This is a genomic window from Cyclobacterium salsum, assembly GCF_010119245.1.
In the GTDB taxonomy this organism is placed as follows: Bacteria; Bacteroidota; Bacteroidia; order Cytophagales; family Cyclobacteriaceae; genus Cyclobacterium; species Cyclobacterium salsum.
In genome coordinates, this window is the sequence record NZ_WNKG01000011.1 from 162,638 (window position 1) to 186,178 (window position 23,541).

The 23,541-nt window shown below is 44.0% G+C and carries 20 protein-coding genes and 1 tRNA gene; 5 read left to right on the forward strand and 16 right to left on the reverse strand.

Going from position 1 to position 23,541, the window contains the following annotated elements; all coding sequences use genetic code 11:
* Nucleotide 1: 1 nt before the first annotated feature.
* Both rimM and GJS45_RS19035 read right to left on the reverse strand, forming a co-directional pair.
* The gene (gene rimM / locus GJS45_RS19030) at nt 2–532 is read right to left on the reverse strand and encodes a ribosome maturation factor RimM (RefSeq protein WP_162343461.1); all 531 of its coding nucleotides are present in this window, start codon (nt 530–532) and stop codon (nt 2–4) included.
* A gap of 14 nt (nt 533–546) precedes the next feature.
* Entirely contained in the window at nt 547–1,185 is a 639-nt protein-coding gene (locus GJS45_RS19035) for a 30S ribosomal protein S16 (RefSeq protein ID WP_162343462.1), read from the reverse strand.
* A 232-nt stretch (nt 1,186–1,417) separates the two neighbouring features.
* Here GJS45_RS19035 and GJS45_RS19040 point away from each other — a divergent pair.
* Both GJS45_RS19040 and GJS45_RS19045 read left to right on the forward strand, forming a co-directional pair.
* A tRNA-Arg gene (locus GJS45_RS19040) sits at nt 1,418–1,489 on the forward strand.
* A 451-nt stretch (nt 1,490–1,940) separates the two neighbouring features.
* Nucleotides 1,941–2,585: a collagen-like protein gene (locus tag GJS45_RS19045; protein ID WP_162343463.1), complete on the forward strand. Its 645-nt coding sequence runs from the start codon at nt 1,941–1,943 to the stop codon at nt 2,583–2,585.
* 11 nt (nt 2,586–2,596) lie between these two features.
* On the opposite strand, the gene rhuM is transcribed toward GJS45_RS19045, so the two are convergent.
* The 6 genes from rhuM to GJS45_RS19075 form a co-directional block, all read right to left on the reverse strand.
* Nucleotides 2,597–3,076 (reverse strand): RhuM family protein, encoded by a 480-nt coding sequence (rhuM, locus tag GJS45_RS19050; RefSeq protein ID WP_235954869.1) that lies wholly within the window; start codon nt 3,074–3,076, stop codon nt 2,597–2,599.
* A 760-nt stretch (nt 3,077–3,836) separates the two neighbouring features.
* Nucleotides 3,837–4,619, reverse strand: a complete 783-nt coding sequence (locus GJS45_RS19055) for a glycosyltransferase family 2 protein (RefSeq protein ID WP_162343464.1) — start codon at nt 4,617–4,619, stop codon at nt 3,837–3,839.
* Complete coding sequence (locus GJS45_RS19060) at nt 4,619–5,446, reverse strand: FkbM family methyltransferase (protein ID WP_162343465.1); 828 nt, start codon at nt 5,444–5,446, stop codon at nt 4,619–4,621. The genes GJS45_RS19055 and GJS45_RS19060 overlap by 1 nt, the downstream gene beginning before the upstream one ends.
* A gap of 79 nt (nt 5,447–5,525) precedes the next feature.
* Nucleotides 5,526–6,554, reverse strand: coding sequence for a phenylalanine--tRNA ligase subunit alpha (gene pheS, locus GJS45_RS19065; RefSeq protein ID WP_162343466.1), 1,029 nt, complete (start codon nt 6,552–6,554; stop codon nt 5,526–5,528).
* A 75-nt stretch (nt 6,555–6,629) separates the two neighbouring features.
* Complete coding sequence (locus GJS45_RS19070; RefSeq protein ID WP_162343467.1) at nt 6,630–10,982, reverse strand: hypothetical protein; 4,353 nt, start codon at nt 10,980–10,982, stop codon at nt 6,630–6,632.
* Nucleotides 10,983–11,469: 487 nt separating this feature from the next.
* Nucleotides 11,470–12,504: an RluA family pseudouridine synthase gene (locus tag GJS45_RS19075; protein ID WP_162343468.1), complete on the reverse strand. Its 1,035-nt coding sequence runs from the start codon at nt 12,502–12,504 to the stop codon at nt 11,470–11,472.
* Between the two features lie 66 nt (nt 12,505–12,570).
* Here GJS45_RS19075 and GJS45_RS19080 point away from each other — a divergent pair, with 66 nt between their 5' ends.
* On the forward strand, nt 12,571–13,479 hold the full coding sequence (locus GJS45_RS19080; protein WP_162343469.1) for a 1-aminocyclopropane-1-carboxylate deaminase/D-cysteine desulfhydrase: 909 nt from the start codon (nt 12,571–12,573) through the stop codon (nt 13,477–13,479).
* A gap of 767 nt (nt 13,480–14,246) precedes the next feature.
* Here the strand turns inward: GJS45_RS19080 and GJS45_RS19085 are convergent.
* From GJS45_RS19085 to GJS45_RS19115, 7 genes are all read right to left on the reverse strand, one after another.
* Nucleotides 14,247–15,599, reverse strand: coding sequence for an FAD-dependent oxidoreductase (locus tag GJS45_RS19085; RefSeq protein WP_162343470.1), 1,353 nt, complete (start codon nt 15,597–15,599; stop codon nt 14,247–14,249).
* Between the two features lie 31 nt (nt 15,600–15,630).
* A complete protein-coding gene (kynU, locus tag GJS45_RS19090) occupies nt 15,631–16,908 on the reverse strand; it encodes a kynureninase (RefSeq protein ID WP_162343471.1) in 1,278 nt (425 codons plus the stop codon).
* 53 nt (nt 16,909–16,961) lie between these two features.
* The gene (locus GJS45_RS19095; protein ID WP_162343472.1) at nt 16,962–17,474 is read right to left on the reverse strand and encodes a 3-hydroxyanthranilate 3,4-dioxygenase; all 513 of its coding nucleotides are present in this window, start codon (nt 17,472–17,474) and stop codon (nt 16,962–16,964) included.
* Between the two features lie 156 nt (nt 17,475–17,630).
* On the reverse strand, nt 17,631–18,440 hold the full coding sequence (locus GJS45_RS19100) for a DUF4382 domain-containing protein (RefSeq protein WP_162343473.1): 810 nt from the start codon (nt 18,438–18,440) through the stop codon (nt 17,631–17,633).
* A 104-nt stretch (nt 18,441–18,544) separates the two neighbouring features.
* A complete protein-coding gene (locus tag GJS45_RS19105; protein ID WP_235954870.1) occupies nt 18,545–19,759 on the reverse strand; it encodes a sensor histidine kinase in 1,215 nt (404 codons plus the stop codon).
* A 111-nt stretch (nt 19,760–19,870) separates the two neighbouring features.
* On the reverse strand, nt 19,871–20,545 hold the full coding sequence (locus GJS45_RS19110) for a response regulator transcription factor (protein WP_162343475.1): 675 nt from the start codon (nt 20,543–20,545) through the stop codon (nt 19,871–19,873).
* Nucleotide 20,546: 1 nt separating this feature from the next.
* Nucleotides 20,547–21,383: a hypothetical protein gene (locus GJS45_RS19115; RefSeq protein ID WP_202928126.1), complete on the reverse strand. Its 837-nt coding sequence runs from the start codon at nt 21,381–21,383 to the stop codon at nt 20,547–20,549.
* Between the two features lie 168 nt (nt 21,384–21,551).
* Here GJS45_RS19115 and GJS45_RS19120 point away from each other — a divergent pair, with 168 nt between their 5' ends.
* Entirely contained in the window at nt 21,552–21,860 is a 309-nt protein-coding gene (locus GJS45_RS19120) for a hypothetical protein (RefSeq protein WP_162343476.1), read from the forward strand.
* A gap of 226 nt (nt 21,861–22,086) precedes the next feature.
* Nucleotides 22,087–22,704, forward strand: coding sequence for a thiamine pyrophosphokinase (locus tag GJS45_RS19125; protein ID WP_162343477.1), 618 nt, complete (start codon nt 22,087–22,089; stop codon nt 22,702–22,704).
* On the opposite strand, the gene prmC is transcribed toward GJS45_RS19125, so the two are convergent.
* Nucleotides 22,699–23,538: a peptide chain release factor N(5)-glutamine methyltransferase gene (gene prmC / locus GJS45_RS19130; RefSeq protein ID WP_162343478.1), complete on the reverse strand. Its 840-nt coding sequence runs from the start codon at nt 23,536–23,538 to the stop codon at nt 22,699–22,701. The two genes, GJS45_RS19125 and prmC, sit on opposite strands and share 6 nt — an antisense overlap.
* Between the last annotated feature and the right edge of the window lie 3 nt (nt 23,539–23,541).

Consider the following 23,541-nt stretch of genomic DNA (forward strand, 5'->3'; position numbering starts at 1 on the left):
GTTAATCTTCCAAATAAATGTCAAGTAGGCCTTCCGGAAGCCTGCAGAAAACTTTTTTCTCTGCCTTATCTACCCCCTCCAGGATGCCATCCTGAATGGGTATTAATACCTCTTTGCCCTGGTAATCCATTCCGATCAGATCCTGTGTTTCCAGGTCATAGATCACTTTGACCTCTCCCAATTCCCCCAGCTCCTCATCGATCACGGTATATCCCACCAATTCGTGGTAATAAAACTGATCTTCTTTCAAGTCCGGAAGAAGGGATAATGGGAGGAACAATGCGGCTCCTACCATAGGCTTCACCTGATCTACCTGGTCAAATTCTTCAAATTTGGCCAGAAATTTATTATTGGGTTGAGGCACCATGTGCTCCAGCATAAAGGGTACCAGTCGGTTGCCCTTTTCCACGAAGACATGTTCCAACTCCTCATAATCCTCGGGAAAGTCTACATCCAGTACCAGCAATACCTCTCCATGCAATCCATGAACTTTGGCTATATGGCCCAATTGAAAGCAATTGTCTTTGTTCATGGTCGGTGCTGGATTTAGGCTTTTTCTTCGTCAGAAGCGGCCGCATCATCTGCAGGAGCTTCTCCTTCGTTTTCGGCGGGTGCTTCTGCTTTATCCTCGGCAGGAGCTTCGGCTTCACTTTCGGCCGGAGCCTCTTCCTGAGGTGCTGCTGCCGCTTTGGCTTCCGCTTCAGCCGCTTCGGCCGCTGCAATCGCGTCTTCTTCTCGTTTCTTAATGGCATCCAGTCGGGCCTGATTTTTGGCTGCTTCCGCTTCCAATGCCGCTTTCTTGGCATCATCTTTCGCAGACTGGATTTTATCCACCTTGCTGGCGATGTTTTTCTCTTTGGTTTCTAACCAGGCCTCAAATTTCTCATCGGCTTGTTCCTGGGAAATAGCTCCCTTCACCACCCCGATCTGCAAGTGCTTCTTCAGCATCACGCCCCGGTAGGAAAGCATGGCTTTTACCGTATCGGTAGGTTGTGCTCCATTCATCAACCATTTTAACGCACGGTCATTGTTGATTGCAATGGTAGCGGGGTCGGTATTTGGATTGTACGACCCGATTTTTTCGATAAAGCGTCCATCTCGTGGAGCCCTAGCATCAGCAATTACTACATCGTAAATGGCCATTTTTCTACGACCCCTACGTGCTAATCTGATTTTTAATGCCATAATATTTTGACTTTTAGTGAATTGATGGATCCCGTCCATCGATATTTTTTGGACTGCAAAGATAAAACATTAAAATCAAAAAGAAGAATATGCCTCTCTTTTATTTGTGAAATAGTAAAATTATGGTTTAAATTGCGATGTTTTTCGGAGGCCTGCTCGATTAAGCAGCCCCAAAAAACACCCATTAACAGGTTTACAAAAGGTAAATCTTACTCTTTCCTCAAGTTTAAATGGCCTCGTAGTTCAATGGATAGAATAGAAGTTTCCTAAACTTTAGATACAGGTTCGATTCCTGTCGAGGCTACAAAAAACCCCTTATACAAGCTGTATTTGGGGTTTTTTATTTTTGGGGGGACAGTTGTAGGCTAAATACAGCTTTTTCTGCTCCGTTTGCAACATGGTATAAAAGGATCGCAACAATGACTAAACAGGGTTTCCGATGGATTACTTACTTTTAACAACCATTAATAAAAATAACACGGCCAACCCATAAACCTCTGAAAAAATAAAATTATTATCTCAGGGCTTTGTTCCTACTCCTTTTTATGGCCATTCTGTTGGATTTGAAATAGGTATTCTGGGCAACAGTCACAGCGGCAGTGGAATGTTAAAGCTTTCATGAGATTATTTTTAAGAATTTTATGTGGTAAATTAATCATTTATTAATTTTTTATTTCTTAATTAGTTATAAATGAAGAATATTAAATAAAATTAACTATCTTAATATTTATCTTATCCTTTTAAACTGTATTCCCATGAAAATAAATCGAAATATCAGTGAAAAATCTCTGGCCATTATGGCCTTGGCATTTACAATGAGTTTATTTGGGTCCTGTAGTTTGTTCGAAGGCCCACAGGGAGAGACAGGTCCGGTAGGTCCACAGGGTGAAATGGGCCCGGTTGGTCCCAGGGGCGAGCGAGGGGAGCCGGGTCAGAAGGGCGATCAGGGAGAAATGGGTCCGGCTGGACCAAGGGGAGCGCAAGGTCCCAAAGGTGAACAAGGTGCTCCGGGAAACGCCAATGTAACGGTATATACCTTTGATGGACAGGACTTTACTATAAATAGCATCCAACAATTAGAAATTTCAATGTCAATTGACGACTTTAACAATAAACTTTTCTATACCTACATGAAAAGGGGTAACGTCTGGTACATTTTGCCGAATTATGGTAATGCTGGACGGACTTATTACAGAACCTATCATCAGTATATTTCAAACAGGAGTGCTGTCCAGATTACCATAGCACGGGTGACCACAACAGGACCGGGAGAAACTTACGAAGAAGTAAAAGTAGTGGCCATCGAAACCACGGAAAATTTGGTTCCAACGGTTATTCAACCTACTACCGATTTAAGGGACTTTAACCAGTTTAGGAAAGTTTTGGGAATTGAAGAATGATTTAAGTTGATTTATGCCAAACAGGAAAGCATTCGGAATGGTAGCTCCAAGCGACTGATGGTCAATTTTTCTTGGCTGCATTGGTCGTAGATGTTTGTAATTGTTTGGTAGAACCTTCTTTCACCGGCTAGTATCTCACGGATACGTTCCAGTAGTTCATCAAAGTAGTCTTTGCCAAAAAGCGCTGAACCTTGCTTTAGACGCTGATCCTCCAGGACAAAGCCTTTGATATTGTATTCCCGCAATGCCTTAGTAGCCCATATACGGAACTGCGTAACTCGTTGAGACTTCAATCGATAGCCTACCGAAATGATTACGTCCAGGTTGTAATATTTTACGGTATTTTCCTCCGTTTTGTCCATAATAGCCCCATGTGGACTGGTGGTTCGGAAATCCCGAACTACCACTTCTTCGTCCAATTCTCCTCCCTCAAATACATTCTTGATGTGTTCTGATATGGTGGACTTGGCTTTTTTAAATAACTCCTGCATACCCTTTTGGGTAAGCCATTCTTCAACTAATACGCTGAATTAAGAAGCGCACCCTACACCAATTTTAAGGCTAAATTTACCCAGAAATAAAGTGGACCTGTTAATAGCATATGTTCATATTTATATATCTAAATGAACATATTTAAATTTTCAGTACATATATTAAATCGGTCTGTCAACCTGAGTTCGATTTTAATAGGTCGCAATTTGCTTCGTTTGACCGGTTTTGAACTTGATTCCGGGCTTTTTGAAAAAAGTGTTCAACCCACTCTGGGGTTGCTGGAAGGATAGATTGGCTCCTAAACCCCGGGTTTCGCCCGGAGTTATTATTGTTGAAGCCCTGCAGGCTTCGAAGTCGAATAGGAGCTTTTTTCTTGAGAAGTGATCTGGAACCTCATTATAACCTAATTGGACTAACGGAAAAAAACGCTATAAATGCCAATTTAGGCTGCTGATGATTCACTCAGTAAAAGCAGGCCTGAAGGGCCTGAACAACAATAACCGTGGGTGCAACCCGCGGAAAGCTAACAAAAACAAACCTCCAACCCCGGACGGGGTTGAACCTTTTTACGGAAAATAGATCGAACTTAGGTTGTCAAGTACCTGACGCCAACTTCTTCGGCTTTAGTTTGACTACCAGATTTTCAGACAACCCCAATTCTCACATAAAGAAGTTGGACATTTGTTCAACCAGGGCAACATACTATCAACTACGGCACCTATCCGGATTTTTTTCCATTTGAAGGCCAAGCTTCCAATATCAGCCCTTCCCCAACCACTTCAACAAGGTATTGTACCTCCTGGACCAGGAGCGCTGAAATCGTAGCGGGCCCCTGAGCTCCCTTTCAAAAAAATCCATGTGTTTGGCATTCAAATAATCTATTCGCTCTCGCTTTTTCCGGCCGGTTCCCGTCTTTTTCCTTTTGCTATCCGGTGTCATCCGGTAATAAAAACCTACAAAGGGTAGCTGTACCACTTCCCCTCCATTTTTGAGCATCTTGATCCAAAACTCCCAATCTTCCCGCCCCATGTGCATGTCTTCCGAAAAACCGCCCACTGCCAATGCATCTGCTTTCCGGAAAAGGGCAGCCACAAAAATCATATTGTCCCTGGCCAGGGCCCGAAGGCTAAAAGGTTTTAATTTCCAGGGTTTCTGCCGTGCTTCGGAAAACTTTACTGCCCGGCAATACACTACTTTCACCCCGGGATCCTGATGGAGCACAGACACGCCTTGTGCAATATAATCCGGAGAAATTTTATCGTCCCCATCCAGCGGTAGCAGTATGCCACCCCTGGCGGCCTGTATCCCGGTATTACGGGCCTTGGCTACCCCTGCATTTGCCTGGTCTATGACGCTGATTTCCGGATTTTGCTTCTCCAGATCCAGGGCTGTTTCCAGGGAACTATCGGTGGAACCGTCATTAACGATCAGAATCTCCAGCGGGCGGTAAGTGGATGCCAATACCGACTGCACGGTCTCTGCCAGGTACTTTCCCTGATTATAGCAGGGAATAACGACGGAAACCAAGCCCTCCCTGCTCATTAAAAAAACGTTTTATAAATCTCCGCAGTCTTTTTTAAGGCCAGGGTATTGGGCCCGAACTTCCGGGTACCGTAGCCATTTTCCTGCAAGAGTGCCAGGCAGGCAACGTAATCAACTTCATTCAAACCCACGTTTTCGAAAACAATCGCCTCGGGGTTTGTACGTGGCAGGTCAAAAATCCGGATCACTTCCAGGTCATAGCCCTCTGCATCGATTTGCAAAAGATCAATTTTACGAATGTCATACCGCTTCATCAGGGTTTGCGGAGCAATTACTTCTACCTCTTCCTTACTGATCCACCGATCTTTATCCTTGGGGATCGCTATCCCAAATTTCGAACAATTGGCAGCAACGATACCTTCCTCAAATGCCTTTTCGATTTTTTCCCTGGAAAAAGAAGTCAATCCGGTCGCCCAGCGCATATCGGAAAAGCCAATTTTATAAATGTCCTGTGTGCCGTCCTTTTCACCGATGGCAGCGCATAGGGGGCTTATCCCCTTATTTTTGGCATAAATTTTCTTCAAAAACCGATGATAGACCTCCGGCTGAGGCTCAAGCAAAACCCCGTTCCACCCATCCCTTTTGATGAATTTGTGGATTGGATCGTGGGTGATGCCGTCGTTTGCCCCAATTTGAACGACGGTAAAATCACCTTTTTTTGAAAGCGAATAACGGCTCAGAAAATCACTCAAACTTCCCTTACCGGGGTTATACAGATACTTGTAAAAACCAATAAACGCCGGATGATTCGACGCGCTTAATTGAAATCGCAGGGCCTTCCATTGGCTTTGAAATTTTCTCTTAAGAGGCAAAAATAGTGATTGCATAATCTTTTTGTTCAAACCTATTATTCCCTGCTGATGTTGTAGCCTCCTACTATATCATCGAAAGACTACTTTAACCAGTTTAAAGCAGTCCCCTGAATTGCTGCAAGAAACGGATATCGTTTTCAGTAAATAACCTCAGATCATTGATCTGGTACTTGAGCATGGCAATCCGCTCAATGCCCATACCAAAGGCAAATCCGGTGTATTTTTCGGAATCGATCCCACAATTTTCCAACACATTGGGGTCCACCATTCCGGATCCTCCGATCTCTACCCAACCGGTCCCCTTACAGATATTACAGCCTTTTCCGCCGCATAGCTGGCAGGAGATGTCTATCTCTGCGCTGGGTTCCGTAAAAGGAAAAAAGGAGGGCCGGAACCGTACCTGCGTTTGCTTGCCAAACATTTCTTTTGCGAAATGATACAAGGTCTGCTTCAGGTTAGCAAAACTCACATTCTCATCTACGTACAGGCCTTCTACCTGGTGAAAAATACAATGCGCCCTGGCAGAAATGGCCTCATTCCGAAACACCCTGCCGGGTGACAGGGTACGAATGGGGGGCTTTTCATTTTCCATAACCCGCACCTGTACGGAAGAGGTATGGGTCCGCAAGGCAATGTCGGGATTTTTCTCTATAAAGAACGTATCCTGCATTTCCCTTGCCGGGTGATTTTCAGGGAAATTCAGGGCCGTAAAATTGTGCCAGTCATCCTCTATTTCAGGGCCTTCGGAAAGGTTAAAGCCTATCCGTTCGAATATCTCCACGATTCGTTGCCGGGTAGCGGTTAGGGGGTGAATCCCACCTATCGGCCAGGTGGTGGGCGGAAGGGTTAGGTCCGGTAAGGGTCCGGTCTTTTGCTGCCGACTCGTATTGACCGCTTCGATCAATTGTTTGAATTTCTCTTCTGCCAGTTGCTTTACTTCATTGACTTGTTGCCCGTATTCCTTTTTTTGCTCATTAGGGATGGATTTCATATCCGCAAACAGCGCAGCTACCACACTTTTCTTACTGATAAACCGCATCCGGTAGGCTTCTAGCTCCTCCGCAGATTTGGCATTGGCAGCAGCAATTTCAGCTTTAATCTGGTCTATTTTCTGGCTTTGCATGGGCAATTGGTCTTTTTAAGGTCACAAATCTATAATAAATTATTGATGCCACCTACCTTTTAAATAGGGAAAGGCTCATTCCTCATTTTCAAAGCCTTCCTCTTCTTCCTCTTTTGCAGGAATTCGAGGCTGCATCAAGCCAGAACTCCCCATCAATCCGGAAAAGGTAGCCTTCCACATGTAATTAAAGACAAACTTATAGGGTGTACGCTCCTTGTATATGGGCGATGATACCAGTCGTTTAAATAAGGGCCGGGGATTATTTTTTCGCATGGCCAGTGCATTGATCACAAAGGTAAGGATGCCCTTTCGGCCCCCCGCCCTTTTGAGCGTACGTTCCTCCAGTAACCGGACTTTTAAATCATTGTATTTCAGCGTCATTTCTCCAATGGCATGCTCTTGATCGGCGGTAAAATGCCATTCTCCTTCCCGAATCTTGCCCCTTTCGACCGTGACAAAGGCATTGGACTCCAATATGGAATTGATAACCGGCAGTTCAAAAGAACCTACGCTCGCCTCCACTGCAATGGGATAGGGAGGAGTAAACTTCATGGAAAGACTCACATCCAAATCCGCCGCGTCATTGATCAGAAAGGAGGCTTTAACAATGGCCTCTTCTCGTTCCTGATCCATTTTCCCCATACTAAAGGGATACATGAGCCCCTCCATCCGGCTAAAATTGATTTCCCCGGGAACCATTCCTTTCTCCGGAAACTCCCTGTAGCGAAGTCGCCCGTCCGTCACGAGCAAGGTATCCAAAACCATCACCATACTCATGGCATCCATTACTTGTTGCGGCATTGGCTTCACCACGGTGGTATCCTCAGGAATTCGTTTGTCACGGAATATTTCCACATGGGGGGAATAGACGGTCATGGACCGGGCGACTAACTTTTCTTCTGCAATAAATTTTCCTGCATCCAACCCATCTACCACTACCTGCGGGATGTACAACTCTGCGACATCGGTTTGCGTTCCTACCTCTCGGGTATATGCGTACCTTCCTGATTTCGGAAAAAACCGGATATCATTGAGAACAAGTTGATTAGAAGAAATCAGCACCTGCCCTATCTGCAGCCGGTTCAGGCTGTCTGGCAGGTCAAGCTCGTAGTCTTTTAGTTCAAATTGGAAGTCATTACTAAAAAAGAATTCGGAACTGATGGTTTGATTCTGAGTGAAATCAAAATTAAGATCACTGAGTATTAAACTCAGATTTTCAAACGCCGTCACCTTGGTGGTATCTGCTTTATTAATTAGGGCAAGTTTCCCTCCGGAGAGGTTGAAATCCCTGATCAGCAGGCTTTCAAGGATTTTTTGCACCACTTCTTTCTCTTTTTCTGGTTGCAGTAGGGTCAGGGTTTCGTCTTCGTCCAGGTAGATGCTTACATCCGGATCGCTGAATTGAAGAAGGGATACATCCAGGCTGCCGGTGCGTTGGAAGCTCTGCAATGATCGGGTATTGATGGTAACCCTGGGAACGCTAGCCCTCACCACTGGTACCCCTTTAATCCCTGAAATCTGACTGGGATCAATGCGGAGGTTGTCCACTAAAATCTCTTCATCTCCGGAATCAAAGCCAATTTTGGAGAAAGTCAGCGTATGGATACTGTCTTTTAGTGCCAGGGAAAAATCGTCCACTTCCAGACTGACATTGGAGAAAAAACTGGCAATATCTCCCTCCGAAAGACGTGCTGAATCCAATAAAAAAGCGGCAATGGATAGATTAATCCCCGTTTTTATCAAATCCAGGTCTTTCCCCTCCTGGTAATACGCCACGTTAAAGGAAGCATTGGAAGTAAGAATGGAATCTATCCGAATGACATCTATCCGTTTAGGCAGTTTCCGTCCCGCAGGCTTTTCCTCCTCCGGTTCTGCCTCGGTTTCCTCCTCGCCATAATCGCGGTTAATTGACAGCTTAACACCGGCATCGGTGAGCTTTAACTCCGAAAGCGACAGGGTATTATCAAATAAAAAGGCCTCTAGATCCACTCCACGAAAGCTAAGCTCGGGAATGGTCGCTGCTATGCTTACTTTGGAATCCAGGTACCGATTTGGATTCAGCCGGACATTAAACGTGTTGATTTCTTCCGTGGCAGAATTGAAGGTAATACGTTCGGCAACGATACTGTATTTCCCATTGGCAATATTAAACAGGTAATTGTTCAGGTTGACATCCACTTCCTCTGCAAAGAGGGTTTGGTTTTCGGCCGGATCTACCTTTTCATCCAGGTAAAAATTTCGGATGTTGACCTCAATGTCTTTTTCTGCAAAAGTACGAAAACGCTCATTGGCAAAGTTATCATACACAAAAGACCCTTCGCTGATACTCAGCGAATCAATGCTTACCACTTCGAAGTAATTGGTGATCAGGTTTAGAATATCTCCACGCTCCAGTTTAGCCTGCTCTTCCTCTCCAGATGGAATGTATTTGGTCCATTGGATATTGGGGCTAGGAATATCGATGTGGTTAATGAATAACTTTTCCTGAAAATAGGCCTGATTGATGTCCACCCCGCTGGCTAAAAATTCAGGAATGGTAATGTCCAGAACGGTTGTTCTGCCATACCGGTCCAGTAGTTGTAGCACTTCTTCCGGCGAATGGGGCTGCAAGCGGAACCCATTGATCATCAATTCCTCCCTTTTGGTATCTATGCGGATTTTATCAGCGGAAAACAAGTGCAGGTTATCGGAAAGCTTGAGGGCATAATCTTCGATTTCTAATTGCAGGTTTTCGGCCAGAAAAATTCTGGAAGACGAATCCATTAACTGCTGTTCATCCAACTGAAAATTTTCCAGGACAAAATCAATTTTTCCAAAGGAAAGGCTGTCCTGTCGAAGTCTCAGGTGGTTGTCCAGCACCAGACTACCTTCTTGCATTTCCAATCGCTGAATATAAATTGCGTTTAAAAACCCCTTGGTCAACTGCTGCAGTGAGGCCAGTTGGGTGCTTCGTTCAGGCTTTTCAGAATTGCCCAGGATATCTTTAATCACTACATCCGGCGAACGAATCATCAGTTCTCCGATGTCGATAACCTTCTCGTTGTATACTTTTCTGAGATTGGCATTGGCAAACTCCAGTTGGGGAACTTTGATCTCGAACAAGGAGATATCCGACAAACTGTCCTCGTCTACCAAAGGATTGATTTCTACCTCGTTTATAGTGACCCGGTCATCGTAGGAAGACAAATAGATTCGACGGCCGGTAATCCAATGGATCTCATCTGCCAGGGCAATCCTTGCCCGGTCGATTTCCAAGGTGGCATCGTTGGCATAAAAGAAACTGTTTTCTTTCAATGCCTCATCCTGCCCAATGTACACCCCCTCCATGGAAAATCGGATATCATCAGCTTCAATCCGATTTTGGTTAGCCTGACTGACTCCCCTTTGAAGAAACTGTCCCTGGTTTATGGTGAGGTCTTGAATGGAAATCGAGGTAAGAACATCCCGGATTAATTCATAAAGATCCGTGGTCCTTCGTTCGTTTTCCAGGGTGGTTCGATCGGTATACAACACAAATTCCGGTCCTTCCAGATTCAGGGATCCGACGTTTACCTCCGCGGTGCGAAACATTTCCATGATATCCGCATCTTCCAACACCAATTGCTCCAGGCCGATTTCATAATACACATCCGCTGCTCGCTGCAGGTCCGGAACCACTTGCAGGGCCTGAGCACTGATGCGTTTTTCCAACGAAGAAACCTCCACCTTTTCGGCTGTCACCCGGTGAATACTATCCGACAAAACGATGTCAAAATCATCAAAGTCCAGGCGGAAGCCTTCCAATCCAAAGGGTAGCTCATCCGGTTGTTCTCCCCCTACCTGAATATTTTTAACGTATAAGTTGGTATTGGAAGCGGAGATTGATTTTTGGCTGATAAAGTTTTCGATCAATAAATTGGCTTGTTCTACGTAAAAATCTTTCACTACAATCTCCCGTACACGCTCACCCAGGGATTTTTGAATTTCATTTTCCAGTAACTGTAAGGGACTGGCATTGCTCGTATCTTCCGGGCTGGCATTTTGTCGGGACTGCACCCTGGGGGAGGTTAGTCGAAGCGTACCCACTGATAATTGGCCGGAGCTGCTAGAATAGCTAAGTCCCAGGAGGTCAAATTGGTCTATATCAATCCGGTAATAGGGAATTTTTTGTTCATCAAAAATAGCCGGATCGGTGGGGTTCAGGGAAAATCCCTTTACAAATAAGCCCCTTTGCAGCAACGAGAAATAAATTCGATCGAAATCTACTTCATATTTTCCTGCAGATACACTTTCTACCTGTTGCTTGATGAGTTCTCTAAACAACAGGTCACCACCATAGTACAAGCCCGCTTGCAGAAATACGGTAAAAAAGACCAGGATTCCACCTACTTTTAGCCAGCGTTTCCTCCGGTTCTTTTGCTGTTTTGTATGTAAACTTTCTTCCCCCATTGCCAGATCAAGAATACAAAATAAAGTGGATATTATTCAAAAATCTGAAACAAAAGAAGCGATTAGCGCGAGATATCTAAAAAAAAAATCCGGCAATGTACACTCAGGTATACCTGCCGGATAGTTACTTCTTGCTGTAGGAGAAGGATTCGAACCTCCACGGAGCTGTTAGGCAACACATTGAGCTCGATGTGTGCTTTATCCAGTACACCAGATAAATCCGGATTCCCCACCCCCGAGACAGGAGGGCTTGTCTGCCAATTTCAACATCCTACAAGTTGACACCAAAATATAATTTAAAACGATTGGCAGCACTACCATCCGTGAATATTTTGATGCTTCAAATGTAATGAAAGCTTACTTTTAAAGAAATAATTTCATAAAAAATTATCTATTTTTTAATACTATTCAATAAAAAGCCAAAATTTGAGATTAATTGTTAATTGTAACCCCTATTTAATTCTCTCGGTTAACAAATCAATAACCATTAGGAATCAAGCTGCACGTAATTTTCCCACTTTTCTATTACGGCGGCCATGTCTTCAGGAATTTCTGATTCAAAAAACAGATTTTCGCCGGTAATGGGGTGGACAAAGCCCAATGACTGCGCGTGTAGGGCCTGCCGGGGAATCAGCTTGAAACAATTTTTTACAAAGGAGGTGTATTTGGCATATTGCGTTCCCTTTCTGATTTTATCTCCTCCATAAACGGCATCATTGAACAGGGGGTGACCGATGTATTTCATATGAACGCGTATTTGATGGGTTCTACCGGTTTCCAGCGAACAGCTGGTTAAACTCACATAGCGGAATCGCTGCAGCAGCTTCCAGTGGGTAATCGCCGATTTGCCTGCGGTCCCATCGGGATAGGCCTGCATTACTTTACGATCTTTCATTCCCCTGCCTATGGGTACGTCCACCGTTCCTTCCTCCTCGACCGGCTCGCCCCATACCAGCGCCAGGTAGGTTCGCTTGATGCTGTGGTCAAAAAATTGAGCGGCCAGGTGCGCCATGGCCTGCTCGGATTTGGCTACCACCAAAAGACCGGAGGTATCCTTATCAATGCGATGAACCAATCCAGGTCTGCCGGAATTTCCAGGCAATTCCGGAAGCTGATTGAAATAATAGGCCAATCCATTTACCAGCGTACCGGTCCAGTTTCCATGGGCCGGATGCACCACCATTCCAGCGGGCTTGTTGACCACCAGCAGGTATTCGTCCTCGTAGCGGATGTCTAGCGGAATGGGTTCCGGAACCACGTCAGTATCCTTGCGGCTACGTTCCATGACAAAATAAACCTGATCTCCCGCTTTCGTCTTGTAATTGGCCTTTACAGGCTGGCCGTTCACTTTTACAATTCCCGCTACGATACTCTGCTGCACCTTATTCCGGGAAGCATTGGCCACTTTGTCCGTAATAAATTTGTCTATACGCAGGGGCCTTTGCCCCGGATCTACCTGCAGCTCATACGGTTCGAAATAGGATTCCTCCTCCGGCAATTCTCCCTCATTGGATGTAGTCATGGCACAAAATTAGGATATGATGAAAAACAATCAGAATTTTAATCTAAAATCCCTAAATATAATTTCTTGGAAAGCGATAAATCCCCCATTTACCAACCACTTGAACTACCTCTACTTTACGAAAAGAAGGTGCATGTAGTCGTAAAACGGCTGGATCTGATGCATCCGGGCATGCAGGGTAATAAGTATTACAAGCTTCGCTACAATATACAAGAAGCAAAAAAAAGCGGCCACACCCAAGTCCTGACGTTTGGAGGCGCCTATTCCAACCATATTCACGCCACGGCAATGGCTTGTGCAGAAGCGGGCATTCAGGCCGTAGGTATTATCCGGGGAGCCGTGGATGATCCGCTAAATCCCACCTTGGCGGATGCCAGGGAGCAAGGCATGCGATTATACCCGCTTTCCCGCTCAGATTACCGGGAAAAACAAAGTGACCGCGTGATTGCGGGGCTCCGCCAAGTATTCGGAGATTTTTACCTGATCCCGGAGGGAGGCACCAACGCTTTTGCTATTCGGGGTGCCTCGGAGATTTTATCGCATGAGGATGCCTCCATGCAAGTAATAGCCCTTCCGGTAGGTACGGGCGGTACCCTTGCCGGAATTGCTGCCAGCGCACTGCCTCACCAACAAGTACTCGGCTTCTCGGCTTTAAAAGGTGATTTTATACGAAAGGAAGTACAACAACTACTGGAAGCACACCACATCAATCCTCCCAAACCCGTGGAAATCCAAACCGATTTTCACTTTGGAGGCTATGCCAAATTCACGCCGGAACTCATCGGTTTTATCAAGCATATGCAAGTCCAGGCCAATCTGCCGCTGGATCCCATATACACGGGAAAGCTATTTTTCGGACTATTGGAACTGATCCGAAAAGATTATTTTCCAAAAGGAATCAAAATACTTGCCCTGCACACCGGTGGGTTGCAAGGAATCAGGGGATTTAACCAACGCTTTGGATTGGATCTATAAGAAATAAGGCGATCATATACGTAAACCCCTTAAATCTCTTATATTCCCTTTTTTTTTAAACCATATAAGGTATTTAAGTAAATATAAGGGCGATCGTTATCCCTTACATGTCCTTATATCTCTTATATGGTTCCCCTTTTTTTTAAACCATATAAGGTATTTAAGTAAATATAAGGGCGATCGTTATCCCTCACATGCCCTTATATCTCTTATATGATTCCCCTTTTTTTAAACCATATAAGGCATTTAAGTAAATATAAGGGGCGATCGTTATCCCTTACATGTCCTTATATCACTTATATGGTCCCCCTTTTTTTTAAACCATATAAGGTATTTAAGTAAATATAAGGGGCGATCGTTATCCCTTACATGTCCTTATATCACTTATATGGTCCCCCTTTTTTTTAAACCATATAAGGTATTTAAGTAAATATAAGGGCGATCGTTATCCCTTACATGTCCTTATATCTCTTATATGGTTCCCCTTTTTTTTTAAACCATATAAGGCATTGAAGTAAATATAAGGGCGATCGTTATCTCTCACATGCCCTTATATTTCTTATATGGTTCCCCTTTTTTTAAACCATATAAGGCATTGAAGTAAATATAAGGGGGGTCGTTATCCCTTACATGTCCTTATATCTCTTATATGGTTCCCCTTTTTTTAAACCATATAAGGTATTTAAGTAAATATAAGGGCGATCGTTATCCCTCACATGCCCTTATATTTCTTATATGGTTCCCCCTATTTTAACGTAAAACTACAGTCAGACCGCTCCTGCCACTTCTACCTTTTGAAGGATGTCTTCATAATCCAGCCGGTCCCAGTTTTGGGTGATTAGAGGATCACTCATGACCTGATCCATTACCTTTTCCTGGATTTTGCCGATGGCATAGGCTTCGGAATACTTCATGTCAGAGAAGGTAACCATGCTGTACAATGGCACCCACTCCTTCGGGTATAGTTCGTAAAGCCGGGCTTCAATTTTCTTGCGGATAAGAAATTTTGGATCGGCTACATTATCACTCATTTCGACAAAATTATCCATCGCCAACTGGCAAATGGCATCCGTGTCGGGCTTACGTCCTTTCTGAAACTTTTCAAACACCAAATCCCAGGAGAAGGTCCCGTACTTTTCCAACAACCCATCCAGAATAAAGCAATCTTCAAACCCACAGTTCATCCCCTGTCCGTAAAAAGGCACCATGGCGTGGGCCGCATCGCCGATTAGCAAGGTGTTGTTTTCCGTCCAGGGATAACATTCCGTGTTAATCAATGCGGAAGTAGGATTGCTATTAAAATCCCGTACCAGGTTGGGCATCAACGCCTGGGCATCATTAAAATGCGTTTTAAAAACCTGAAGGATATCCTGATCATCGTGAATGTTTTCGAAGCTGACTTTATAGCCTTCGAAGGGCAAAAACAAGGTGCAGGTAAACGATTTATCCTGATTGGGCAGCGCGATCAGCATGAATTTGCCTCTCGGCCAGATATGCAGGGCGTTGGGATCCATGGCAAATTCCCCTTCCGGTGTAGGCGGGATGCTTAGCTCTTTGTACCCGTGGGAAATGTATTGTTGGCTGAAGTTGAATCGAAGTTGACTTTGAAAGGCATTTCTGAGCGATGAATAGGCACCGTCGGAGCCGATCAGTACTTCCGTCTGTATGCTTTTGGGAGCTCCATCCGCCAAACTAAAGGTCACTTCCCTGGTGCCTACATTTACCCGCTCTACTTTGTGTTCAAAATGGAGCTTGGCACCAAGGGCCTCCGCTTCATCCAGCAAAATTTTGTTAAACGAATTTCTGCTGATCGAATAGATGGCTTGGTTTTCTTTGCCATAGGGCTGGAAGAACGTATTGCCGTGCTCGTCATGAATTCTTCTCCCATGCATGGGCTGTATGTGGGGAAGTACTTTCTCTTTTATGCCGGCTTTTTCCAGGGCTTTCCACCCCCGGTAACTTAGAGCCATATTAATGGAACGTCCCTCTCCGGAAGCATTAACCTGCCGCCAGTCTTTTCTTTTCTCATATATGGACACATCTAACCCTCGTTTTTTAAGGTAGATTGCCAAGAGGGAACCAATTAATCCCGCCCCCAATAGGTCTATTTTTTCATTCATATTTTTAATAGGTTTTGGACTTGTTCTTCATTCAGGTCAACGATGCTTTCAAAATGTTACTGAAGGCAAACACTTCCTGAAAGGTATTATAAAGAGGTGCCGGAGCCAGGCGAACTACATTTGGATTTCTCCAATCCGCCACTACGCCATTCTCCGTCCATTTTTCAACCATTTCTTTACCTCCTTTGGGAATTAGAACTGACAATTGGCAACCCCTATCCACTGGTTTTGAAGGAGTTATTATATGTAACTCCTCCCGGCTACCTATTGTTTCACGGATTACAAACTCCATATAGCCTGTCAATAGTTCGGACTTGGCCCATATATTTTCCAAACCGGCTGCAGAAAAGATATCCAGTGAAGCCTGTAGTGCCCCAAGGCCTAAAATCGGATCATTGCTCAAAAGCCAGCCGTCCGCCCCTTGCATGGGCAGAAATCCCTTTTTCATCTCAAAGCGCCTCTCTTCCAGATAACCCCACCATCCTGCAAACCGGGGAATTTCAGGGTCGTCACCATGCTTCTGATGAACAAAAATTCCAGACACATTGCCAGGGCCGGCATTCAGGTATTTGTAGCTACACCAGGTGGCAAAATCCACCCCCCAGTCGTGCAGGGATAAGGGCACGTTTCCAATGGCATGCGCCAGATCCAGCCCTACCGTTATGCCATATCGTCCCGCTTCCCGGCTTATGGCCTCCATGTCAAAACACTGACCGGTATAATACTGCACCCCAGACATCATGAGCAGTGCCAATTCATCTTTATGCTGCCGTATCTTCTGAAGAATATCCTCCGTTCTTAGCAAATATTCGCCGGGCCGGGCGGAAATTTCCAATAGCGCTTCCTCCGGATCATAGCCATGATACTTTAACTGAGACTCCAAAACATACTGATCGGAAGGAAAGGCACCGGATTCCGTAAGGATTTTATACTTCTTTCCCTCGGGTCTATAGAAGGAAACAAGCAATAAATGCAGGTTAACCGTCAAACTATTCATGGCTACCACTTCCTCCCTGGTAGCTCCCAATAAGGCGGCAAGTTGGCCTTTGGAAGGCTTGCGAGCATCCACCCAGGGCACTTCTCCTTCAAAATGCCCTTCCACTCCTTTGGCTGCCCATTTTTCCAGATCTTTTGCAATATACGCGGAAACCGCCCGGGGTTGCAGACCCAGGGAATTGCCACAAAAATACAAAGCCGTTTTGCCCTTTTTCTTTGGTAGAAAAAACTGCTTTCGGAAGCCTTTCAATGGATCCTTTTCGTCCATTTCTTTGGCAAAATCCAAGGTCAATTCATAGGTTGGTGGTCCCATTGGTTCGGCGATAGGAATTCCTGTGGAAGGGTGAAGAAAAGAAATTTACCAGGTTACTTCTGCATGACGGTACCACATTCATCACAGGTAGTATGGGCCGGATTGGCCCAAAACCGCTCCATGATTGGGGGTAATTGATTGACGATATCGGTAATGGGTTCAAATTCCTCGTAAAGTTTGTGTCCGCAGTTTTCACAAAACCAAAGGAATCCGTCCTTCTCCCCCGGCTTTCGGTACCTCTCGATCACCAGGCCCACCGTATTGGCTGGCCGGCGAGGGCTGTGTGGGGTCCGTGGTGGTAACAAAAAAACCTCTCCTTCCCGGATGGAAATGTCCTTCATTTGGCCATCATCCACTATTTTTAGGGTGATATCCCCTTCCACCTGGTAAAAAAACTCTTCCCCTTCATTGTAATGGTAGTCTTTTCGGGCATTGGGTCCGCCGACGACCATGACAATAAAATCATCGTTATCCAGATATAGCTGCTGATTGCCCACGGGTGGCTTTAGCAGGTGACGGTTTTCTTCTATCCACTTGGCAAAGTTAATCGGTTGGGAAATGGGCATGGTTTTATACGTTTAGTTGAATAAAACAGTAGGTTATCACGAACCAAAACTAAGTACAAATATGACAAAATATACCAAGTCTTGCCAAAAAACAAAAAAAGCCCGGCCCAAAAGAAATTTTTGAGCTGGGCAAATATTACTCATTTCCTGTTCAAATTACTCCTCCTCTACAGTCAATTCAACCGGGTCTAGCTGGGTAATCTCTCCCAATGAAGTCGGTACACTGAACAACGTATCTCCCAAATAGGGAACCACAGGATGAATTTCCACCCTGTATTCACCCTGATCCAGGCCCTTAAGGATAAAGTCTCCTTTATCATCGGTAAAAGTAGCTAAGGTGTCCCCCTCTTTGATACCATAGACGGCTGCTGATGCCTCCAATGGCATTACATTTCCTTTAATACTTGCCTTACCTTCTGCTACAACTCTAAGCACTGGTTTAAGGATATACTGTCCCGAATTTCCTGCCTTAACAATTGATTGAGCGGCGTCAAAATCCAATATAAGATCGTACTGAATTCCAGCCAATAGCTCCTTATTAAGCTGAAGTTTTAGACCGGTTTGCTGAGCACTTGGTGTAGTCAGGTCTATTTTAGCGCCATCTTGAATGAGATAATTATCATCTCCCAAAATTAATCGGATCTGAGAAATATATCCCGCCGGAATTTCTTCGGTGCCTAATTGTAGGGCATTGCCTCCTGTCAGCGTCAAAAGGTCAATCTTCTTTTCCTCCGATTCATTCTCAATGCTGATCCAACCCGATTCATCTGTCTCATCGATACCGTTGGGCTGGACTTCTAAAGCTAAGACCTCTACCCAGACCTCATCATAATCTGCCGGGGCATCAATAAGAGAAACGCTCAACCTGGCGTTTCCGTCCATAACGTCATCCTGATCATTACAGCTAACCAACACACTCAATAAAAGGAAAGCTGCCATCCCTGATTTAAAATTAAATTTTTTCATCGTTTTAAAAGTTTAAGTTTTTACATTACAAGTATATGGGCTTAAAATGAAGTTAACGTGAAGCCGTATCTACTTTCCAAAAAAAACCAGGTGTCGTTTATCTGTTACGTTACCGGAAAACAAAAGATAAATTTGGTACCAGAGGAATTAGACTCCACCCGAACGCCTACTCCTAAAAAAGAAGCAATCTTATAAATTATCTGCAAACCATATCCCGAACTTTCTTTTTTAGCATCTTTTAGAAACACCAATCCAGAGGCCACCTGATCCATCAGTTCATCTGAAATCGCAGGCCCTTCGTTTAGGACCAATAGCTGGTATTCGTCCGGACCTAATCTGCCAACTAATTTTATGGTCGACCCCTTATAAGAATATTTCATTGCGTTTGATAAGGCATTCTGGATCATAATGTGACAAAGGGAACCATTGGAAGACTTAGCGTCGAATTCATCTCGAATTTCCAGGTTCAATTCAAGATTTCTGTCTTCTGCTAAAGGTTCCCATTCTTCGACGAGTTCTTGTACTAATTCATGAAGGGGGACCGTCTCTGTTTTTAAATATTGCGCATTATTTACTTTGGATAGAAGCAGCAGGGAATTGATTATTTTTTTTAACTTTTGAATGGTCTGCTGCATATCCATCAACCGTTCCATTTCACGTTCGTTTAGCGTCTCATCCCCAAAAAAAGCCTCTATTTTGGTTTGTAAAATCGATACAGGTGTTTTAAGCTCGTGAGAAGCATGAGAAATAAAAACCCGCTCCTGATTGAAGGCCTTTTGTATCCTCCACATCATATGGCTAATCGAATCGTCCAATAGCCTAAAATCCTTGGTAGAGGTTTTAACTGGTTCATGCTTAAACTGCTGAGGTTCATTTATATGAGCAATCTTATCTCTAATTATTTTCCTAAAGGGCTGTATGAGCCATTTACTAAAAATCGTATCCAGAAAAAAAGATAGCACCAGAAAAGCCAATAATAAGAAAATAATAATCCTGAATAGTAAATCAAAAATCCGGTTTATGGTTTCAAGACTCTTCCCTATTTCCATCAGGTACGTTTCATCTTCAAAAGAAAATACGTAGGCACAAACCCGGTAGGATACCGTAACCTTGTCCAAAATTCGTTCTTCATTGAAAATACTATCCAAGAGAAAGGGATCTTCCAATCTCTCCAATAGGACATATTCTTCTTTCAGAATATTGTAGCTTCCAAAACCACCGGGAGAATCGTTACCTACAAAAAAATCCTCCATTCCATTCTCGCTAATAATGGCAAGAATCTGATCTCTCTTATCCTTTAATTCTGCATCAATATCCATTAGAGCAAAATATTTTAACAAGAAAGGCCCTGTCATTAAAAAGAAAAGCAAAATGATCCCCTTAGCCAGGAGGTTATATAACAACATTTTAGTGGACAGGTACATATCAGATCAGGTTTTGATCTTGTAACCGACCCCTCGAACCGTTTCGAGCCAATCCACTGAAGCAAAATTCCCCAACTTTTTCCGGATGTTTTTGATATGTACATCAATATAATTGGACTGGTAATCATCTTCCAGATGGTCTCCCCAAATATGTTCTGCCAGCTGGAAACGATTAATCACTCTGTTTGAATGCAAGAGTAAAAAATGCAGAAGACTAAATTCCTTTTTGGTCAAAACTATTTTTTCCGCCTGATACCTCACCGTCCAACTATCTAGGTCAAGTATAAAGCCGCCAATATTGATTTCCTCTTTATTCCAGCCGCTTTTTCTCCGGAGTATCGCCTGCATTCTGGCTTTTAATTCCAGAAAGGAAAAAGGTTTCGAGAGGTAATCATCTGCTCCCATTTCCAAACCCTTCACCCGGTCTTTGATGTCCGACCTTGCGGTCAATATGATGATAAGTGCATGCTTTTGATGTTTTTTGCTTTCTGACAATAGGTCCAGGCCATCTCCATCTGGCAACCCCAGATCCAAAAAAACAAAGTCATACTCGTTTACAGCAAGCGCTTCTGAAGCGTTTGCATAACTGGAAGCCCAATCACATATGATTTGATCCTTTTCTAAATAAAACAAAAATTCATCGGCCAACAACTTCTCGTCTTCAACTAGTAGCACCCTCATATTATTTTGCTTTTATTATCGGTATGGTATAAATTAAATGGCTGCCAAAAACGAATCCGGATGCAGATTCGTCAAAATCTGGAAGATTTTGGGGGGAAATATAACTTGACTGGAACTCAATCATCCAATTATTCCATTCAACACTTACCGGGAATTCGATTTCCCAGCTTAACAAATTGAAATTCTCAATCGCTTCGTTTTTTTCATTATCACTTACTTCATATCCTCCTAAATAATAAAACCTGCTGGTTCCAAAGGTGAAGGAAAATGAGGGCTCAAATGAAATCGTAAAAAGGTTAAGCAATTTTTGGTCAAACTCGAAATACCTGGAATGCCTTGAAGTGAGAAACAAATCTGGCGTTTTATTAAAAAGTCCTTGGACACCAATAGTAGAATACAGGTAATACCAGTCAAGCCCGAACCTGCCCTGTAGAACCCCCATGTTTTGAATCCCGGCGACCTTACTCTCTCCTGGAACTAAAAATTGAGAATAACTTACGTCCAGATCAGTGATAGGTGACAAATCAGTTTGATAACCCGAAGTAAGACCATATTGGACGGGAATGCCCGATTCCAAAAACGTAAAAACGGAAGCATTAACGTACCAACCGCTGTTAGAAAAATACATCAGCCCCATATTTGCCGAAGGAATTTTTCTGCCAAAATCCCTACCCATAAATGCAAATCGGTCATTTACTTTACCATTCAAAATGACAAAATCATATACCGCTGGCTGCTTAGATTGAATGGAATCCTTCTCTTGAGCAAACCCCTGGGTCAGCATCAAAAAAAATACTAAGATCAAAACAAAAAATCGATAGAAACTTCCTTCTCTCATCACGCCCTTTTTCCTAATACATAGCTATAAAAACAACCATTTTTCTACATCCCTCCAGGTTTACCGGGTACTGAAGGAATGGCTGGTTTCCCCTTTGGGGCTGGTGAATTGGGTCTCGGAGTAGTAGGCCTAACCACCGGTGGTGTCGGCCTGGCGGCAGGAACCCTGATGGATGGCCTCCCCATACCGGATGGTCTACCAATTTCAGAAGGCGTTTGGCTCCTTGCTTTACCTGAAATTTCCGACCCCTTGTTTGCCTTTGATTTGTCAGAAGACCCTTCAACCCTTTTACCAACATTTTTATTAACCAAACTTCGCCTCCTTGCAGCGCTACTGATACTTATGCCTTTTTGTGATCCGCTTGATTTTGATTTCTCCACAACAGGGATTTCCTTTGCTTTATTTTCACCTGATTGCCCAAAAGCAGCACTTAGCGAGAATAAAAGTATAAATAAAAATAGTAAGTTTTTCATGTGAATAGAATTAAAATATTTGTTTTTTAAATATATCAAAATAAAAACCTGAAAACTCACTATTCAGGTACAACTTGTTCTAAATTAAAAGTGAAGTAAATACATTAAAATGAAGTTTAAATGAAGAACCGGTTCATCTTGATTTTTTTTCAAAAAGTTTGACTATTTTGGCAAATATAAACCTGGTGTCAAATCCAGTTGCTAAACCAACGAGAAATCTGGTCCCGATCATGTCCTCCCATCACTTTGTTAAAGAAAAACAAGAACCCGCCCTTTTAATAGCAAGCCAAACAGGCTGGGATTTCCAGCACCTTCAGCCCCTTCTGGAGTGGGTCCCGACCATTTTGGTAACCGAGGAAAGTGCGCTAAAGGTCCTTTCATTTGGCATCAAGGTGGATGTCATCGTGGCAACTCAAAAATTTCAAAAGGATAATCCACAGCTTGGCGAGGAACAATTCCCCGTAAAATTTATAACGATCCCAACCAGGCAATCTCTCTCCGCATCCCTTGAATACCTGACCCAATCCGGACATAGCGCCGTCAATATCCTCCCTCACGATCCCCAGAATCATTCCCAGCTCGAACCCTATTTGAAAGACCTGGACATTGTCTTTTTCCATAATGGCTTTCGGTATTTCCCCGCAAAGCAAGGAAGTATTAAAAAATGGCTGCCCGCCTGCTCCATTCAGGTTCTGGGTGAGGAGGGGCAATTTGTGGAACATCAATCTTCCGTAAACACCCATCTATTTCCTATCAACTACCTAACGAGCCTGGAGGTAACCGAAGGATTGCAACAGTTCTCCAGCAACCGCATTTTCTGGTTGGGAACGGAATTTCAGACCTCATAAGGCTTTGCCCCACACGATCCGATCTTTGCCTTGAAGGTCCCGGTATACCTGTACCTCTGCCAGGCCATTAACTTCCATGAGGTAGGCTACCTCCGTACCGAATTTTTCATTGATCTCCACGTATAGGTATCCACCCTTCACCAAATGGTTGCCGGCATGCCGGATTAGTGCTTTGTAATACTTTAACGGATCCATGTCGGGCACAAACAGTGCTAAATGTGGTTCGTGCTCCAGCACATTAGGCTTCATGTAAGCTTTTTCCTGCTCCATCACATAGGGAGGGTTGCTGACCAGAATATCGACCTTGCCCAGGGGCAAGGAATGGGAAAGCATGTCTGCTTTTACAAAATCAACGGTTGCGGAAAGATCCGAAGCATTCTTTTGAGCGATAGCCAGCGCGCCGTTACTGATATCCAATGCGGTTACCGAAGCTTCGCTCCAGTCCAATGCCAGGGAAATGGCAATGCATCCGGACCCGGTACCCAAATCCAAAAGTTGCTTTTTGCCGGAATGATTTTTCAGGATCAGGTGAACCAATTCTTCTGTTTCCGGCCGTGGAATTAAAACTTCCGGACTAACCAGAAATTCCCTGCCATAAAAAGGGGCCTTTCCCAGGATGTATTGGATGGGTAGCCCGGATTTAAGCTTTTCCAGGGCCTGTTCCATGGCGGGAGGAATACCTTCTACCACCTTTTGAGAAAGCAAGTCCCATTTTTTTACGCCCAGATAGGCTTCCATCAGCCAATAAACCAGGTTCTCAGCCTCCTCAGCAGGGTAGCTGTCGCCTAACGCTTCCTTATACTGAACGAAAAGTGCTTTGAGTGTGCCGGCCATGAG